The sequence below is a fragment of the Zunongwangia sp. SCSIO 43204 genome (assembly GCF_019904275.1).
GTDB classification, from domain to species: Bacteria; Bacteroidota; Bacteroidia; order Flavobacteriales; family Flavobacteriaceae; genus Zunongwangia; species Zunongwangia mangrovi.
On sequence record NZ_CP063204.1, the window covers coordinates 801,000 to 818,784 of the forward strand.

19 protein-coding genes are annotated in these 17,785 nt (G+C 36.6%); 5 read left to right on the forward strand and 14 right to left on the reverse strand.

Annotated elements, in window-relative coordinates:
- The 3 genes from nadD (at nucleotide 1) to INR75_RS03540 (ending at nucleotide 3,663) form a co-directional block, all read left to right on the forward strand.
- A complete protein-coding gene (nadD, locus tag INR75_RS03530; protein ID WP_223090797.1) occupies nucleotides 1-585 on the forward strand; it encodes a nicotinate (nicotinamide) nucleotide adenylyltransferase in 585 nt (194 codons plus the stop codon).
- A 304-nt stretch (nucleotides 586-889) separates the two neighbouring features.
- The gene (locus INR75_RS03535; RefSeq protein WP_223090798.1) at nucleotides 890-1,885 is read left to right on the forward strand and encodes an NAD(P)H-dependent glycerol-3-phosphate dehydrogenase; all 996 of its coding nucleotides are present in this window, start codon (nucleotides 890-892) and stop codon (nucleotides 1,883-1,885) included.
- Nucleotides 1,886-1,995: 110 nt separating this feature from the next.
- Nucleotides 1,996-3,663, forward strand: coding sequence for a hypothetical protein (locus INR75_RS03540; RefSeq protein WP_223090799.1), 1,668 nt, complete (start codon nucleotides 1,996-1,998; stop codon nucleotides 3,661-3,663).
- Nucleotides 3,664-3,817: 154 nt separating this feature from the next.
- Here INR75_RS03540 and INR75_RS03545 read toward each other — a convergent pair whose 3' ends face one another.
- The 5 genes from INR75_RS03545 to INR75_RS03565 form a co-directional block, all read right to left on the reverse strand.
- Nucleotides 3,818-4,213 (reverse strand): hypothetical protein, encoded by a 396-nt coding sequence (locus tag INR75_RS03545; RefSeq protein WP_092539648.1) that lies wholly within the window; start codon nucleotides 4,211-4,213, stop codon nucleotides 3,818-3,820.
- Between the two features lie 12 nt (nucleotides 4,214-4,225).
- A complete protein-coding gene (locus INR75_RS03550; RefSeq protein WP_223090800.1) occupies nucleotides 4,226-4,408 on the reverse strand; it encodes a hypothetical protein in 183 nt (60 codons plus the stop codon).
- Between the two features lie 79 nt (nucleotides 4,409-4,487).
- Nucleotides 4,488-5,507, reverse strand: a complete 1,020-nt coding sequence (locus INR75_RS03555) for a phenylalanine--tRNA ligase subunit alpha (RefSeq protein ID WP_092539650.1) — start codon at nucleotides 5,505-5,507, stop codon at nucleotides 4,488-4,490.
- A 94-nt stretch (nucleotides 5,508-5,601) separates the two neighbouring features.
- Entirely contained in the window at nucleotides 5,602-6,291 is a 690-nt protein-coding gene (locus tag INR75_RS03560) for a ceramidase (protein ID WP_223090801.1), read from the reverse strand.
- On the reverse strand, nucleotides 6,292-6,648 hold the full coding sequence (locus INR75_RS03565) for a hypothetical protein (protein WP_092539652.1): 357 nt from the start codon (nucleotides 6,646-6,648) through the stop codon (nucleotides 6,292-6,294). It lies immediately after the preceding gene.
- Nucleotides 6,649-6,704: 56 nt separating this feature from the next.
- On the opposite strand from INR75_RS03565, the gene INR75_RS03570 reads away from it, so the two are divergent.
- Together INR75_RS03570 and INR75_RS03575 are read left to right on the forward strand one after the other, a co-directional pair.
- The gene (locus INR75_RS03570) at nucleotides 6,705-7,142 is read left to right on the forward strand and encodes an RDD family protein (RefSeq protein ID WP_223090802.1); all 438 of its coding nucleotides are present in this window, start codon (nucleotides 6,705-6,707) and stop codon (nucleotides 7,140-7,142) included.
- A gap of 31 nt (nucleotides 7,143-7,173) precedes the next feature.
- Nucleotides 7,174-7,719, forward strand: coding sequence for a CvpA family protein (locus INR75_RS03575; protein WP_092539654.1), 546 nt, complete (start codon nucleotides 7,174-7,176; stop codon nucleotides 7,717-7,719).
- A 54-nt stretch (nucleotides 7,720-7,773) separates the two neighbouring features.
- On the opposite strand, the gene can is transcribed toward INR75_RS03575, so the two are convergent.
- The 9 genes from can to INR75_RS03620 form a co-directional block, all read right to left on the reverse strand.
- On the reverse strand, nucleotides 7,774-8,406 hold the full coding sequence (gene can / locus INR75_RS03580; protein WP_223090803.1) for a carbonate dehydratase: 633 nt from the start codon (nucleotides 8,404-8,406) through the stop codon (nucleotides 7,774-7,776).
- Nucleotides 8,407-8,424: 18 nt separating this feature from the next.
- Nucleotides 8,425-9,996 (reverse strand): SulP family inorganic anion transporter, encoded by a 1,572-nt coding sequence (locus INR75_RS03585; RefSeq protein WP_223090804.1) that lies wholly within the window; start codon nucleotides 9,994-9,996, stop codon nucleotides 8,425-8,427.
- Nucleotides 9,997-10,094: 98 nt separating this feature from the next.
- Nucleotides 10,095-10,382 carry a hypothetical protein gene (locus INR75_RS03590; RefSeq protein ID WP_223090805.1) on the reverse strand — a complete coding sequence of 96 codons (288 nt, stop codon included), beginning with the start codon at nucleotides 10,380-10,382 and terminating at the stop codon, nucleotides 10,095-10,097.
- Between the two features lie 75 nt (nucleotides 10,383-10,457).
- The gene (locus tag INR75_RS03595) at nucleotides 10,458-11,207 is read right to left on the reverse strand and encodes an SH3 domain-containing protein (RefSeq protein ID WP_223090806.1); all 750 of its coding nucleotides are present in this window, start codon (nucleotides 11,205-11,207) and stop codon (nucleotides 10,458-10,460) included.
- 2 nt (nucleotides 11,208-11,209) lie between these two features.
- Nucleotides 11,210-12,994, reverse strand: a complete 1,785-nt coding sequence (locus INR75_RS03600; RefSeq protein ID WP_223090807.1) for a BatD family protein — start codon at nucleotides 12,992-12,994, stop codon at nucleotides 11,210-11,212.
- 152 nt (nucleotides 12,995-13,146) lie between these two features.
- Complete coding sequence (locus INR75_RS03605; RefSeq protein WP_223090808.1) at nucleotides 13,147-14,061, reverse strand: tetratricopeptide repeat protein; 915 nt, start codon at nucleotides 14,059-14,061, stop codon at nucleotides 13,147-13,149.
- Nucleotide 14,062: 1 nt separating this feature from the next.
- Nucleotides 14,063-15,106, reverse strand: coding sequence for a VWA domain-containing protein (locus INR75_RS03610; RefSeq protein ID WP_223090809.1), 1,044 nt, complete (start codon nucleotides 15,104-15,106; stop codon nucleotides 14,063-14,065).
- 8 nt (nucleotides 15,107-15,114) lie between these two features.
- On the reverse strand, nucleotides 15,115-16,119 hold the full coding sequence (locus INR75_RS03615; RefSeq protein ID WP_223090810.1) for a VWA domain-containing protein: 1,005 nt from the start codon (nucleotides 16,117-16,119) through the stop codon (nucleotides 15,115-15,117).
- Complete coding sequence (locus tag INR75_RS03620; RefSeq protein ID WP_223090811.1) at nucleotides 16,119-17,777, reverse strand: protein BatD; 1,659 nt, start codon at nucleotides 17,775-17,777, stop codon at nucleotides 16,119-16,121. Before INR75_RS03620 ends, INR75_RS03615 begins: the two co-directional genes overlap by 1 nt.
- Nucleotides 17,778-17,785 lie beyond the last annotated feature (8 nt).

Below are 17,785 nucleotides of genomic sequence, written 5' to 3' on the forward strand. Positions count from 1 at the left end.
ATGAATAAAAAGATCGGACTTTTCTTTGGAACCTTTAATCCCATCCATATTGGTCATGTGATCATAGCGAATCATATGGCCGAATTTTCAGATCTTGATGAAGTTTGGCTGGTAGTTACTCCGCATAACCCACATAAAAAGAAAAGTACGCTTTTAAATAACCATCATCGCCTGGATATGGTGTTTATGGCCTGTGAAGAATTTGAACATTTACAACCCAGCGATGTAGAGTTTAGATTAGAGCAACCAAATTACACAGTAAAAACCTTGGCCCATCTTCAGGAAAAATTTCCAACCAACGAATTTTGCCTTATCATGGGCGAAGACAATCTAAAGACCTTTCATAAATGGAAAAATTTTGAGGTGATCTTAGAAAATCATTCGTTGTATGTATATCCACGAAAATCTGGCGGAAGGGTAGAAAATCAATTTAAAGATCATCCAAAGATCACTCGAGTAGATGCTCCGGTTATAGAAATTTCAGCAACATTTATTCGAGATTCGATAAAACAAGGCAAGTTTATAAAACCTATGTTACCACCCCAAGTTTGGGATTACGTTCTTCATAACAATTTTTATAAGTAGCCGAAAGAAAATAGAATCTAGACGCACTTCGCTATTAAAATTTACGATTACTACAATCAAAAAACCGCCCTGTATCTTTTATACAAGGCGGTTTTCAAACTAAATAACCAACCAAAAAAACTAAGAAAATTCTCCTTTGGTTAGAAGAAGAATAAATGGATAACGTGAGCTTTTCTATTAAGATTGTCTTTAAGGACGGCTATTTTGTGTTAAATTTTTGCCATACTTAGGCGGTTAGCTTCTCTAGAAATTTTAAAGCCCTATTTAATCTTTATTTTTGTAGTACGCATAACAAACCAAACAAATGAGTACAACTCCTAATATAGCTGTTATTGGCGGTGGTAGCTGGGCAACTGCTATCGTAAAAATGCTTACCGAAAATATCGAAAAGGTACATTGGTACATGAGAAGTGTTTATGCCGTAGAGCATTTAAAAAGACACGAACATAATCCTAATTATCTTAGTGATGTAGAATTTGACATTAATCAACTTCAGCTTAGCAATGACATTAATGAAATTGTTAGCGCTGCAGATATTCTGATCTTTGCAATTCCATCTGCCTTTTTAAAATCTGAATTAGATAATCTTACCGAATCTCTGGAAGGAAAAACGATCTTTTCAGCCATAAAAGGTATCGTTCCAGAAAGTAGTTTGATCGTTGGAGAACACTTCAATAAATTCTACAATATCGATTTTGAAAATATTGGCGTAATTACCGGGCCTTGCCATGCAGAAGAGGTAGCGCTAGAGCGCCTTTCTTATTTAACGATTGCTTGTAGTGATGAAGAAAAAGCTAAGATGCTAGCCGGTTTTCTATCCAGTGAATATATAAAAACCAAAACCAGTGATGATATTGTAGGAACCGAATATGCTGCGGTTCTTAAAAATATTTATGCCATTGCTGCCGGAATTGCACACGGTCTTGGTTATGGTGATAACTTCCAGAGTGTATTAATGAGTAACGCGATTCGCGAGATGAAAAAATTCATTAAAAAAGTACACAAAATGAAGCGAAACATCAACGATTCGGCTTATTTAGGTGATCTTTTAGTAACCGGATATTCTGTGTTTAGTAGAAATAGAATGTTTGGGAATATGATTGGGAAAGGCTACACGGTAAAAAGTGCACAAATGGAAATGAGTATGATCGCTGAAGGTTATTATGCTACAGACAGTGCTTACAAGATCAATAAAGAACGCAAAGCAAAAACGCCGATTATTAATGCCGTTTACGCGATTCTTTACGAAGGAAAAAACCCAAAGAGAACATTTAAAAAACTTGCAGATAAGTTAGATTAAGGAGGCAAAAGCCTCCTTTTTTTAACAAAAGTCTAACCTGAAATAACCGAGGTTTAAACGGCATAACCTTTGATTTTGATTACTTTTGCCCAAAATTTAACAAGCCCCCTATGAGCAAAAAATTACTAGCAGGATCGATAATCTTGTCTTTCCTGGCAATCGCATGTAGTGACAGTAACGACGATTTTGATGAGAACGAATACACTCAGCAAAACTTCGAAATTAACAATGACGAAAGCGAATTAGAAAGCGTTTTAAGCAGAAACGGAGCTGGTGTTTTAAGTATTTCTTCGATCACCGCCAGTAATAGAGCCAGTCTTTCCAGACAAGCTGTAGAAGACGAAGATCCACAAGTAAGTGATATCGCATTAGAGCAGATCGCAACTGTAGACCCTCCTGTTGTAGATGGAACTACACTTAGAGCAAGCCACGTAAAGATCGACGGAAATTATGCCTATGTAACTTACATGATGGAAGGTGAAGCTTATCTTGGTGGTATCGATATTATCAATATTACAGATAAAACCAATCCTTTTGTAGAAAGCCGAGTAACTTCAGATATTGTAGATTTTACTTCAGCTTATTTTAATAATGGGAGATTATATTTTGCTTCCGCAGTAAATACAGACGAGCTTTTAAATCTTGAATATCGCGCGAACATTGGTTACGTTAGTGTTTCTGAAGGTAACTTTTTACAGGACTTTCAATTAAAACCAATTGAGGGAAATGTTGCTGTTGATATTGCAGGTTTTAATGACAGAATTATTGGAGTAAGTGGCGCGACCGGTGTTTTAGGTCTTTACGACGCAGCTAGTTTAGAAACTATCCAGGAGCAAACTATACCAGATCTTAGATCGATCGCTTACGGAGACAATAAAATTGCCGTACTAAGTGGTAGCGAAGGTCTTGCAATGTATAATCCTAACGATCTTTCGGTTTTAAACAATATTAGCACTCCTAATTTAGCAAGCGAATCGAAACGTACTATTGCGTTTAAAGATCAGGCGATTTTAGTTTCTGAAGGTAATAATGGTGTAGGAATTTATGATAGTAATTCTGGAAATGCATTGCAGCAATTAGACATTCAGATTCTACCTGAAGCAGAATATGATGATGCAGATGTTGTAACAAATGCAGTTTCTATTGCCGGAGATTTTATTTTAATGGCTAATGGTGGAGCTGGTTTTGGTATCGCTAAACTAGATGAAAACAATACTTTAGTTGAAGAAGGAGTGGTAGATCTGGAAGGATCTTCTAATTACATTCAATCTGATGGTGAATATATTTTTGTTGCCTCTGGTACCGGCGGATTAAGAATCATAAAAATAAGCCAGCCAGAAGTAAATGAAAACTTTGCCGAATGTGAATCTTACGATGTTTACACCGGGCGTTCTAATCTAAATGTAAACAGCAACGAAGTTTTAGCTTACCGTGGTTCTACAACACTTAAGAACTTAAATGTTGGTGGAGATTTCACTTTCTGTGGATCGATAAACATTCAGAACGGTGCAAATATTAACAGCCAGGGAGAATTTAATATGAGAGGTGCAATGGCCGTAGGAACCTATGGTAGAAATCACGATCTTAATATTAATAGTGGATCTGTGCTAAGAATTGAAGGAAGCCTTACGGTTTACGGTAATTTGAACCTGAATAGCGGCGCTACTTTAGAATTTGTTGGAGAAAATTCTAGCATCCATGTTTTTGGAACTGTTAGACAAAATAGTGGTAGTACCGTAGTTGGAACTTATAACGATACTTCTAATAAACTACAGTAATTCACTGAAAACATATAAATAAAAAAGCCTCTGTTTCCAGAGGCTTTTTTATTGGCACCGCCAAAGGATATAATACCCAGAGGCTAGTCTCGAAATTAAAAATTTATTTCCAACGAATGCCTCGATGGCTTGCCCCGAGGTAGTTTATTTAAAATTATTCGGCTAAAATGCCCAATTTGGGAATAATAGGCAGTTCTTTTTTATTTGCTTCGTTAACGCTATTCTTCTTAAATACAAATGCTTTCTCGAACATCTTGTTTTCAGCAAAAAAAGTTACCTGGTATTCATTATTAAGTCCTAAAACTTCATCCTGAATAAACTCGATTTTTGCGAATGAATGTGGCGGTAATTTTTCCAGCTTGTGGCGCATCACCGATGTTTCTTTCTTCCCGTCATAACCTTTAGCTACGATAAGGATCATTTCTATAGAAACATTTTTATTATTGATAATGTAAGCATTCCACTCGTCTGCCTGAAACTCTTTATTGAATTCTCTTACTGCAGCAACGTGAACTTTTTCAACCTTAGGAATTTCTATATCCTTTTTCAAAATTCGATCTTTTTAAGATTCGTTTTCAAATTTTTCTTCCCACTTATGCTTAATCATATGCCATAGTACAAACAATACAACGGCAGCAATTGCTAATACAATTAAACCAATGGTAATCTTTAAAACAGCTATCGCTAAGTATAGCGCAACTCCTAAAACTATAACCGCCAGAATAATGAAACCAGATTTTTTCATAAGTTTTCTTTTTCTGGAAAGTTCGGTGTTTTAAGGCTGGTCTTCTCTCAACAAACTCATAAATTCCTTGTTCAGGCTTTTAGATAGAAGATTTAAATTGCTCTAAGAATCGTACGTCATTCTCGTAAAACATACGAATATCACCTATTTGATAAAGCAGCATGGCAATACGTTCTATTCCCATCCCAAAGGCAAAACCAGAATATTCTGTTGGATCGATTCCGCAATTTTTAAGTACGTTAGGATCTACCATTCCGCATCCCATGATCTCTAACCAACCTGTTCCTTTAGTGATTCTGTAATCTGTTTCGGTTTCTAATCCCCAATAGATATCAACCTCGGCACTTGGCTCGGTAAATGGAAAATAGGAAGGTCTTAATCTAATCTTAGACTTTCCAAAAAGCTGTTTTGTAAAATATAAAAGCGTTTGCTTAAGATCTGCAAACGAAACATTCTTATCGATATACAATCCTTCTACCTGGTGAAAAATACAGTGAGAACGTGCAGAAATTGCTTCATTTCTAAATACACGACCCGGAGAAATAGTTCTAATTGGCGGTTTATTCCCTTCCATATATCTTACCTGCACAGATGATGTATGCGTTCTTAAAAGAATATCAGGATCTGTTTGGATAAAAAACGTATCCTGCATATCTCTTGCCGGGTGATATTCTGGTAAGTTTAATGCTGTGAAGTTATGCCAGTCGTCTTCGATCTCTGGACCTTCAGAAACATTAAAGCCAATATTAGAGAAAATCTCTATGATTTGATTTTTAACTATCGAAATAGGATGACGAGAACCAATTTCCAAAGGCTCTGATGGGCGAGAAAGATCGCCATAGATTCCTTTTTCTTCTTCCAGGCTTTCTAAACGATCCTTCAATTCGTCTACTTTTGCCTGTGCAGAGGTTTTAAGTTCGTTTACCGTTTGCCCAAAATCTTTCTTTTGTTCGTTAGGAACGTTCTTAAATTCAGCAAAAAAGCTATTTAAAATTCCCTTTTTACCGAGATATTTTATTCTGAAATTTTCTATTTCTTCCTTCGTATCAGCGTTAAACGCTTTAACATCAGCAATATGTTCCTTAATCTTATCAATCATAGATACCATTCTTATAAGGTGGCAAATTTATAAAAATTTACGCCTTTAGCCTGTATTAAAAACCGATAAAACCTGAAGCTTAAAAAGAAGAAATCTAATCTTGATTATTCTCGAGTCTGGACGACTTCGCATCGTGGAAAATATACTTCATTAAAAAGAATACTGAAAATGCACCAAAGCTATGCCACAGCCAATGCGTTCCCATGGAAAAATGAATGTAACGATCTAAAGCTCTAAAGCTTATCGCTACAGCAAAACTTAACACCGCAAAAACCATATATTTAGAATGCTTAAATCTAGTTTGAAAAACATGAATCCCTATAGGAAGTAATAAGCCTATAGCCGTTGCGATATACGCATAAGTTTGCCCATGTGATTTAAATGGAATAAAACGTACTCCCAAAACCAACAAAAGCACTAAGATCATTAGGCCCACTACCTGCCTTTTCTTAGAACTGGCTTTAGAAGCAAAATAAAGAGAAGCCCCTAAACATAGAATATCGATAGGCACCCAATCCATTAACAACCAGATCTCGTGACTCCTGGTAGCATGATAGATGGTACCGCCAACCCAACCAATAAACAATACGGGTAAAGCAAAACTTAAAAATAATTGTGCCTTGTAGTTTTTATATACGCGATAAGAGAAATAAATCACGATCGCTAAAAAGAAAAGATTGCTAAACGTATTAAAAGGTTCTACCGGAAATCTTCCCTGAATGGTTTCAGTGTAGTCAGGCCCAGAATCATTGGGGAAATCGGTAAAATAAAGCAATGCGTTCATCTACGAAATATATTCCTTTTCAAGAAAATACTGGACTATTGCTTCTTTCATTAAGATACTTTGTTCGCCGGCTTTTAAATTAGGTAACTGCTCTAAAACTTTATAATGTGGCCAGCCGTCTTCGTCAAAATAATCAAACTCATAATAACCATAAGGCTCTAAAAGCCTGCAAATAGCGATATGCATTAGATCGACTTTTTGATCTTTTTTAAATCGGCGATGTAACTGCCCAAGTTCCTGCACCCCAATTATATAAATTACAGCATCAAGTTCCATGATCTCACCATCTGCAAATTGCGCTGCTAATTTTTGCTGAAGATCTTCCCACCGCTCTTTTAATTTTTCATCTCTTGCCATGCTGCAAATATAGGTTTTGCACGCAAATTATTTATATTTGATTAGATATCCTTAACATGGAAGATTTAGACTCCTTCGAAGAACCAAAACCTAAGTATATTGTTAGAAGATATTTGGCCGGTTTTATAGATTATAGCATAGTATACTTTATTACTTTTTTGCTCGTTTTTATTTTGGGAACGCCAGACGATGAGTATACCTATCATCTAAACGGCTTACCCGCTTTAATCCCTGTTTTATTCTGGTTTCTATTTATTGTTTGCCTGGAAACCTGGTTTGGTGCTACCGTTGGTAATACTATTGTTCAATTAAAACCGGTAACATTTTCTGGTTATTCGAAAAAAATAAGTTTTGGACAGTCTTTTAAAAGACATCTCTTAGACCCAATCGATATGTTCCTTTTTGGAGTAATTGGCATCGTGATTATAAAAACTTCAGATAAAAATCAGAGATTGGGCGATATTTGGGCAAAAACGACTGTAACGAAATATTAAAACAATTTACCAATAGATCAAAGAAAACTACATGAACACCATCGACATCATCCTGGGAATTGTTTTATTATACGGACTAATACGTGGCTTTTTTCGTGGACTTTTTGCTGAAGTTGCAGCGCTTGTTGGTTTAATCGCCGGGATCTATGGTGCGATCTATTTTAGCCATATTTTAAGTGATTTTTTAGCCAATCATGTAAATTGGGATGAAAACGTTACCAATCTTTTCGCTTTTGCGATCACCTTTATTCTAATTTTATTCCTGGTAACCTTGGCCGGAAAATTTCTAACCAAAGTGGCTAATCTCGCGGCGCTGGGAATGGTAAATAAAATATTAGGAGGTGTTTTTGGGCTTTTAAAGCTTGCATTTTTAGCGAGTGTTGTTATGATGTTCTTTAGAGCTACAGAAGAGCAAATTGATATCGTTGAAGACGAAACCATTGAAGAATCTGTACTTTATGAGCCCATTGCGATCATTGCACCAACAATTTTGCCTACCATTTTAAGAGAAGCAAGGGAACGTGATATTTGGGATCCTAAAAACAATGAAGAAGAGGATTCTAACGATGATTTTTAAAACAAAAAAAGAAGCCCTAAGGCTTCTTCTCTTTCCGCACAAAAAATATAAATACTAGAAGTTTAATCTGTAAACTTCATCTAATTTCTCATTTCCGCTTAAGTGAACATTCAGGTCGTTTACAATACCGGTTCCTACGCCATAAGCCCAACCATGTATCACAACTTTCTGCTCATTCTTCCAGGCATTTTGAAGAATAGATGTTTCAGCTAAATCATATACCTGCTCGATCACGTTCAGTTCTACAAAACGATCCCAACGTTCTTTTTCATCTTCGATAGCTTCAAGCTCATCGGTATGCATTTTATAAACATCTTTTATATGTCTAATCCAATTATCGATCAAGCCAATAGATTTGTTTTCCATAGCGGCTTTAACACCTCCACATCCATAATGGCCACAAACGATAATATGCTCAACCTTAAGTGCATTAACCGCATAATCTAAAACGCTTAACATATTCATATCTGTATGCACTACCATATTGGCGATGTTACGATGTACGAAAACTTCACCGGGTTGTGTACCAATAATCTCGTTTGCAGGAACACGGCTATCTGCACAACCTATCCAAAGTAGTGGCGGTTGCTGTCCATTCTCTAGACGTTTAAAAAATTCTGGATCAGAGCTAAGTTTACTACTCACCCATTCTTTGTTGTTCTCTAAAATCTGCTTATAAAATTCCATCTCTATTTTTATCTAAAATTAAGCATTAGCATTGGTTATAAAAAATTTCGAATAACTTTCAGGGTTTACAACTTCCCCATTTTTTGTTAGGATGGTTATCTTAATATTCTTCTCGGCCGCATGGACGGCAAATTCATCTAAAATTTCAAGAATATCATAATCCAAAAATCTGGTGTTCTTTATATTGATCTCAAGCTGAGAATTCTTCGGCAAACTATGCAATTCCCTATTTATAGCTCCCTTGTTTAAAAACGTAACTTCTTCAGCAAGAACCATTTTATAAATGTGAAGATCTGAATCTACTTCTTCTTTGTGCAAAAAGTGAGAATTGCGGTAGCTGTTCAGTAAAATAATGATAATACCTACAGCCAAACCTAAGCCTATCCCTTTTAAAAGATCGGTAAAAACGATACCAATAATAGTGACGATAAAAGGCAAAAATTGCGCTTTACCCAAACTGTACATTTTTTGGAAAAGAGAGGGTTTAGCTAATTTATAACCTACTAAGAATAAAATTGCAGCAAGCACAGCAAGCGGAATCATATTTAAAACCGCCGGAATAACCACCACCGCAATCAATAGGAATATCCCATGAAATATTGCAGACATTTTTGTCATTGCCCCAGATTGTACATTTGCAGAGCTTCTTACAATTACCTGGGTTATAGGCAAACCACCTATTAAACCAGAAATGATATTACCAGTTTCCTGGGCGACTAACTCTCTATTGGTTGGTGTAACACGTTTATGAGGATCTAATTTATCTGAAGCTTCTACACAAAGTAAGGTTTCCAAACTGGCTACTATTGCGATCGTTACTCCCGTAATCCAGACCTGAGGATTAGTAATCGCACCAAATTTTGGAAAACTAAACTGACTAGTGAAATCTGAAAAACTCTCTGGAACCGGAACTTTTACCAAATGAGCTTCAGCAATCCCGATCTCAGTATTACGAGTTAATAAAAAATATACTACTCCAACCAATACCGCAACCAATGGGCCTGGCACAATAGTAAAGACTCTATTTTTATTGACAAGGACATTTTCCCACAGCAATAAAATAGCCAGCGATAACAAAGTTACAATAATAGCTCCTGGAGAAATATGATCGAACATATTTAATAATTCTGATAAAAGATTTTCTCCTCCGGGCTTAAAAAAAGAAAAATCACCTTCCTGCCCAGAATCATATCCAAACGCATGCGGAATTTGCTTGAGAAAAATGATAATTCCAATTCCGGCAAGCATTCCTTTTATTACTGAAGATGGAAAATAATAACCAATAACTCCGGCTCGAAGTATTCCTAATAATATCTGAATTGCACCCCCTATCACTACAGCTACTAAAAAGTTTTCAAAGCCTAAACTTGCGATCGCTCCCAACACGATCACCGCTAAACCAGCGGCGGGACCACTTACACCAAGCTGCGACCCACTAATTGCTCCTACAACGATACCACCAATAATTCCGGCAATTAAACCCGAAAATGCAGGGGCTCCGCTTGCCAGGGCAATACCAAGACATAATGGTAAGGCCACAAAAAATACTACAAGACTGGCCGGTAAATCTTTATTTAAATGTTTAAACATAAGCTTGAAATTTTGATGACCTCTAAAAATTGAATTTTTACAAGATCTATTAAATCTTCCTTTTAATTTGTCGATTTTGGTAAGTTCGACCTCAAAATTTAAAGCTGCTTAGGTGGAGGAAAAGTCACATCTATATAGATATTGTGATATGCCTGGCGAGAATCATAAAATACCTGATCTTTATCAAGACTAAACTGATTAATTAAAAAACCTGAATCCTGATGCTGGGTTAATTTAAACTGAAAGTTAATCTCGCTTTTATTCTCTTCTTCATTGACAGTATAAACTTGTGAACAATTTAGATTATCGTCCACAATTGCTACGATCGAAGGTATAGCAAGAAAGCCCAAAAACAATAGGGCAATAATATATGCGATCACTTTCATACTATAAAAGTATGAAATTTTGTAACTGGCTGTATCTACTTTGTTTAAAATAAAATAGTCTGGAGACAGCTAATCTTATAATTCTTTAAGGTTTTCCTTTAAGATCCAACCTTGTTTACCATCAGCAATTTCAATTTTGTACCATTCCTGATAGTTTTCCAAAAGTTTGGTTTTTGTTCCTTCGTGTAGTAAAAATGAAGGTTCTCCTCGTAAGTTTGGTTCGCTTCTAACACCTGCTTCCTCAGCAAAAACAATCGCATAGTTATTATTAAGCTGAATATTTTCCTGGCTGAATGCAAATATCACTGATGCTATACAAAGTACCACAGAAACTATTGAACCAATAAAGAAAATACGCTTTACAAGTGTACTCCTTCCGTAGTAATAAAAGAGGAATAAAATAACGAATATTAGCATAAAGCCAATCGCAATGCTTCCCCAGGTATTGTAACTAAAGGTCGCAATTAGATCATCGAAAGTTTTAGAAATACCAGTTCGCTCTACACTTTGAATATCATCCATCGCCATATTCCTGGCAAACTGAATATTATTCTTTACATCTGAATCATTTGGCTCTAGCTGAAGCGCTTTTTCGTAATAATAAATACTAGGCGCAATATGATTTAATTTATAATGAGCATTCGCTAAATTATAATACAAAGAAACAGAAGCTTCACCTTCATTTAAAATGTTCTCGTAGCTAGCAATCGCTTCTTCGTAATTCCCATCGGCGTATAGTTTATTAGCTTTTTCAAAAACTGCCTCATTTTGGGCAAAACCAACTGTAGTGCAAAAAACGAGTATAATTAAAAAGACCTTTTTCATAATTATAATTGTTTATCTAAAGTTGATATTACGTTCGCGGCTTTATCATAATCCTGCTTCATGGTTACCATCGATGCCGGTGTATATCTGGCAAACTCACAACTTTTAAGGATCTCGATAAACTGAGCTGTTGTTGTTTGATCTACTCCTTTTTCGGTAAGGATTTCACTTATTCTTTCTTTACTCATTTCACCAGTCTGGATATGCAATTTGGCTTTTAAGTAATTATGCATTGCTCTTTCTAATGCAATGTAGAATTGTTGCTGCTCACCAAGATTTTTTCTGGCTTCAGAAAGATATTTTCTGGCTAATTTATCGGCTTTTCTTATTCTATTTCCTGTAACATCGTTAGCTCTGGCTTCTCGCTTTTTACCAAATACGATCACTAAAGGAATTATTAATAATGGTAAAATTAATAGCAACCAAAATAACCATGATCTAAAGAAAGAAGGTTCGTTTAATGACTTTAGATTAGCATTTAATTTTATATATCTAAATTGATCGCCACTTAATGTTACCGGCTGTTTATTGTTCGATACTACTCCGCTATCACTATTATTAGTGCTTCCGGATGTTGCAGGGGTGCCTACTGGACCGTTTTCAACATCAATCACAATATCGTTTGTACTAATACTTTTATAAGTTTCAGATCTTGGATCGAAATACGAAAAGTTTAATCCCGGGATTGGATACTTCCCTTTTCTTGAAGGAACAATAGTATAATCTTCGGTAAGACTTCCTTGGGTTCCATTTAATGTAGAACTAAAATTCTCTTTACGTTCTGGCTCATAGATCTCTAATGAAGCTGGAACTGAAAGATCTGGAAGATCAAAAAGCATAAGGTTACCACGACCTCTCACTTTTACTGAAGCTGTAAGCGATTCACCCGCATCTAAGGTAGTTTTACTTGCATCGACATCGAACTCGAAACTACCAACTGCTCCTGTAAAATTAGCAGGTTTTCCCTGTGTTGGTAATGGCTTTACATCGATCTCTCTACTAGACGAGGTTACTCGCTTTTCTACAGTTTGGTAAATGATCCCTCCAAAAATGCTTCTACGCTGACTAGGAACATCTACAGAAACTGAAATTGCTATAGGGTCGACCTCTAGTTTTCCGGTTTTTTGTGGGTATAATAAAGATTTGTGCACCACTGCATAACGATATGGCTCACCTCGGTAAGTACCCTGTTCAAATCTATAACCGTTTATATTTAAGTTTTGGCTCCAAAAATCTGGAAATGTTGGATTGTCCAGCATTCTAAAATTGCTAATCCCTATACGCTCACTTACGTATAGTTTATAAACTACGGTTATCGCTTCGTTAAGATATGGGTTAGGTTTAGAAACCTCTGCAACCAAATGCAGATTATCTTCGGGCACGATGGCAGCATTATTTCCGTCCTGAGGTCGTTCTACAGCATCACCAACTTCTACGTTTACAGGGGAAGTTTTGTAAACTGTACCATCTACAGTAACTTCTGCCTGGCCAATCGTTTTGGTTCCTTTAGAGTTAGGCTGCAGGTAATAACTATAGGTTTTAGAAAAAGTACTTTTCCCATTTACCCAACTATTACTAACCTGCTGGTTGGGCCCACCAACTACTTTAAAACCGGTAAAAGAAGGCGGAGTAAAATTATCACCATCCTTATTCATATTGAAATCAATACGCAAACGCTCGTTGATCCCAACCTGCTCCCGGCTAACTTCTGCTGTAAACTTTACCTGTGCAGAAAGAAGTGAGGTAGTAAATAGAAACAGACTTAATACTATTAACTTTAATTTCATTTGTAAACCTTAATTCTAATCTAGATCTAATTAGTAAACTATTTCAGGAAAAGCCGATGAGGCATTTGTTTAAAAACCTCTTTATTTCGGGGCATCCCGACGGCTATTGAGACTGAATCTTTTAGTCCCGTTTATCAACGAAATTCAGGATTCTACCAGTCCTTATCTGATCGAGTTTTTACAGCTTTAGCTTTTTCAGCATTCATTTTATCCTGCGTTTTCTCTTCCTGGTTATTCATAGCTTCAAGCAGATTTTTAATCTGTTGTGGCGAAAGCTGTCCTTGTGCAGGTTGAGGCTGTTGCTGTTTTTGCTGATCGGGTTTTCCCTTTTGATCTTTTTGATTCTGATCCTCTTTATTCTGTTCGTTAGGATTTTGATCCTGAGGTTTTTTATTTTCCTGGTCTCCTTCTCCGTCCTTTGGATCCTGCTTTTCATTATCGCCTTCGTCCTCTGGCTTTCCATCCTGATCCTTATCCTCGCCTTTGTCTCCCTCGTTATCTTGATCCTGATCTTTTTGATCTTCGTTTTGATCTTTGTTATCCTGATTGTCCTGATTGTCGTCGTTATTCTGATCTTGCTGCTGTTCTTCTTCTAATTTCTTCTTTGCCAAAGCCAGATTATAACGAGTTTCATCATCTGTAGGATCATTTCTTAAAGCATTTTTATAAGCTTCAACAGCTTCTTTATATTTCTTCTGCTTCATAAAAGAATTCCCAAGATTATGATTTATCCGGTGACGATCTTCTTTACTTTCAGAAACCTTATCTGCCTCTACAAACCTGGATTGCGATTCGCCAGATTTTTCGCGATTATAATACAGGTTTCCCATATTATATTTTGCTGCGGTATTCGCAGGATCTTTAGCTATAGCTTTTCTATAAGCAGCCTCTGCACTTGCAAAATCATTTTCACTTAAAGCCTCCTCGGCTTCATTCATATAGGCATTTGCTTCTTTTTTTAGACGTTTTTCATCATTAGCCTGCTGTGCATTAACCACTGCAGAAAAAAGCAATGCTAAAATCAGGAAAAACGAGTTTTGCCCAAATGTCATTTTAGCAGTTCTCATATTAATCCTTTTTTGTTTCGTTAAACAAATTAAGCTTTTTAATCCATGCCGTACTTCTCTCCAAAAGAAATACGTCTAAAAACAGAAATATAAAGCAAAGCCCTAAAAACCACTGGAAATGTGATTGATAATCGGCAAATTGTTTTGCTTCAAATTCTGTTTTCTCTATGTTCTGTAACAAATCCTGTACCGTTTCAGTTACGTTGGCAGTTACATTGCCTTCTATATATTCTCCATTAGCTTCAGCAGCTATTTCCTGAAGCGTTGCCGGGTTAAGTTTTGTTATTACGGTTTCCCCGTTTTGGTCTTTTTTATAATTCTGAACTACGCCATTTCTTTTAATCGGGATTGGCCCTCCCTTTTCGCTTCCTACTCCAATAGTATAAATCCTGATGCCTTGTTCTGCAGCTTCATCTGCAATAGACTCTACATTTCCTTCGTGATCTTCACCGTCACTAATAATAAACAACACCCTGTTTGTTTGATTATCGTCATCGTAATAAGTAGTTGCCAGATCGATCGCATCACTTATGGCGGTTCCCTGAGAACTTATCATATCGGTATTTAATGCCTGAAGGAACATTTTTGCCGCTGCATAATCTGTTGTAATTGGTAACTGCGGAAAAGCACTACCTGCATAAGCAATAATCCCAACACGGTCGCTTCCCAATCCGTTTAGGATCTGTCTTACCAATTGTTTCGACTTCTCAATTCGGCTTGGCGCAATATCTTCAGCATCCATACTTTTGGAAACATCGATCGCAAAAACGATATCTACACCTTCACGCTTTACAGTTTCCATCGTAGTTCCCATTTTTGGATTCACCAAAGCAACCACTAAACAGGCCAAAGCCATACAAGCCAAAATAACTTTAAGAATAGGCTTAAAATTCGACTTATTTGGCGCTAATTTTTGCAAAAGCTCATCACTGGCAAAACTTTTACGTGCTTTTCGCTTCCAGAATAGGAGGAAAATAAAAAGTAGTAAAACCACCGGAATGACTAAAAACAGCCAAAAATATATTTCTTCTTCAAATACTAACATCCTAAGCTTTATATAAAACTTCTAAATACGGTATATCTTAATAACAATTCGAATAAAAGTAAGGCGCCTGCCAATAATGCAAATGGCCGAAACTTCTCATCGTAATTAGTATACTTAAATTCTTCGATCTCGGTTTTTTCTAATTGATCGATCTCTTCATAAATATCCTCCAGCTTTTCATTATTGGTCGCCCGGAAGTATTTTCCGCCTGTCTCATCTGCAATTTGCTGCAATAATTCTTCATCGATCTCTACCTGGCGGTTACCAAACCTAAAACTACCATTCCCGGCAATACCTACCGGAGTTAAAGCCATCCCATTGGTACCAACACCAATAGTGTAGACTTTTATACTAAATTCTTTCGCAAGCTCACTGGCTACTTTAGGATCGATAAATCCCGAATTATTTACCCCATCTGTAAGTAAAATGATCACTTTACTTTCAGCTTTACTATCTTTTAATCGGTTAACCGAAGTTGCCAAACCAGAACCAATTGCTGTACCACTTTCTAAAATGGTATTAAATTCTACATCGGCCAGTGCTCTTAGCACTACAGATTTATCGCTGGTAATAGGCGTTTTAGTAAAACTTTCTCCTGAATAAAGCACTAATCCTATTCTATCTGAAGGTCGCCCTTTTATAAATTCCTCACCAACAGTTTTTGTTGCTTCTAATCTGTTTGGCTGAAGATCTCTCGCCAGCATACTTGCAGAAACATCTATTGCCATTACAATATCGATTCCCTGTGTACTATTGGTTCGGGTAGAAACATCTACTGTTCTTGGTCGTGCCAATGCTACAATTATTAAAGCAAGTGCCAGCACCCTTAAAACAAAAAGAAGCGGTCTTAATTTTGCGAGAATGCTCGATTTAGCTTTAAATCCCTGAATACTCGACATTCTTAATGCCGGAGTTTGCAGATTTCTTTTCCAGAAATACCATGCGATCGCTACCGGAAGTAAAATAAACAACCAGAAAAACTCAGGATTTTCGAAAGTGAAATTCGCAAACATTAATTATTCAATTTTATAAGTTCTACTGAATTAATGATCCTTCCGGAAATTTCTTCAGCATAGCTATCTTCTTCATCATAGATCACTGTGATCTGCTGGAAGCCCCCGTTTTCAGCAAAATTCAGGATACTATATTTTTTAGGCTGCACATCGTCATTTACAGGATTCGTCATTTCTAAAGTTCCAAAAACTCGTACTCCTTTAGCACCATTTACGGTGCTAAACTCTTCCTGCTTCATTACAATGTTTTGTGCGCCCTGATTTTCTAATTCTTTGTAAACTCCGTCTACACCAGTTTTGAGATCAAATTGATCTTGTTTTGTAAATATTCTGGTACTTAAACTGGTGTAAAAATTACTTACCAAACTACCAAAACTAAACATTTGTGCATCGACATAGGTTTGTGTAGCATCCTGGCTAAGTTCCATTTCCTGTCTTACCAGAACTTCTGGAGTAGTAATCACTACAGCGGGAGTGCCATATTCACTTCTAATCCATTCACCTTCCAGCAATTCTTTGGTTGGATGTCCCCAGTAAGTATCGATCACATAATCCAAACCTTTAGAACTAATCAAAACAGCCAGGGCGATAAAGATCACTAAAACTCCACCTGAAACACCCAAAATCAATCTTTTCTTACGCTTTTTAGAAAGCTTATTTTGACGATATTCTTCGTCTAGCATAAGCTCTTCTTCGGTAGGCTCTGGCATCGAAGATTTAACGTCGTTAATGATCATTCGGGTTTTGTTACGATCTTCTTTTGCTGTGATCACATCTGGTCGAGACCCGGCAAATTTTGCAAGATCGGCTCTTTGTAATATTTGTTTTAAATTCTGAAGTGTTTTCCCATGCAAATGAAGCACGCCCGATTTTTGTTGCATTTCAAGAAAGCTAATCAACTCGGTTGTTGTGCTTTCCATTGCACGATCATAGACTTTTTCGTCTAAATAACGTCTAACCGCATAAGTTAATCTTGAATAATACTCTTTAACCTCTCGGTTTTCGATTAGCGTACTTTTATCAAGATCGTCCAGGTCTTGCATTGCCTGCTCGTAAGGCGGCAATTTATTTTCCAGCGCTTTTTCTTTTCTTCGTTTTATAAAAAAGAAGGCTAAAATGCCTAATATCACCAATATAGCAAGCAACCACCAAACCCAGGCCGGAATACTAAAACTTTGAGGTACCTCTACCGATGGTTTTATAGGATACATTTGCTGCTTGGTAGTATCTACTGCAACATCTGCAACCTCAACTCGTATAGAATCGGTTAAAAACGGTTTCTCGTTAATAATAATTCTTTGCTGCGGAATGGTGTACGAACCGGAATCGAATTGGGTTAATGTATATTTTTTTAAAAGTTGAAATCTATTCTGAATTCTTGTAGTATCGGCTCCTAAAGATTCCACGATCTCTAAAGGTGAGAACGTATTTCCCTCAGGAAAAACGACAAGGTTTGTAGAATCGGTTTCAATATTGATCCTATAAGAGATCTGCTCTCCAATTTTGATCCTGGCGGTATCAATACTTGCTGAAACCTGGGCTTCCTGCGCCATGGCGGGAAAAGCAAAAAAAGCAACAGCAATAACCAATATTGCCCGCAACTGCTTTTTTAAAGTATGTTTTTTATAAATAGAATCTAACAATTGATCTTTCTTCATCTTAATAT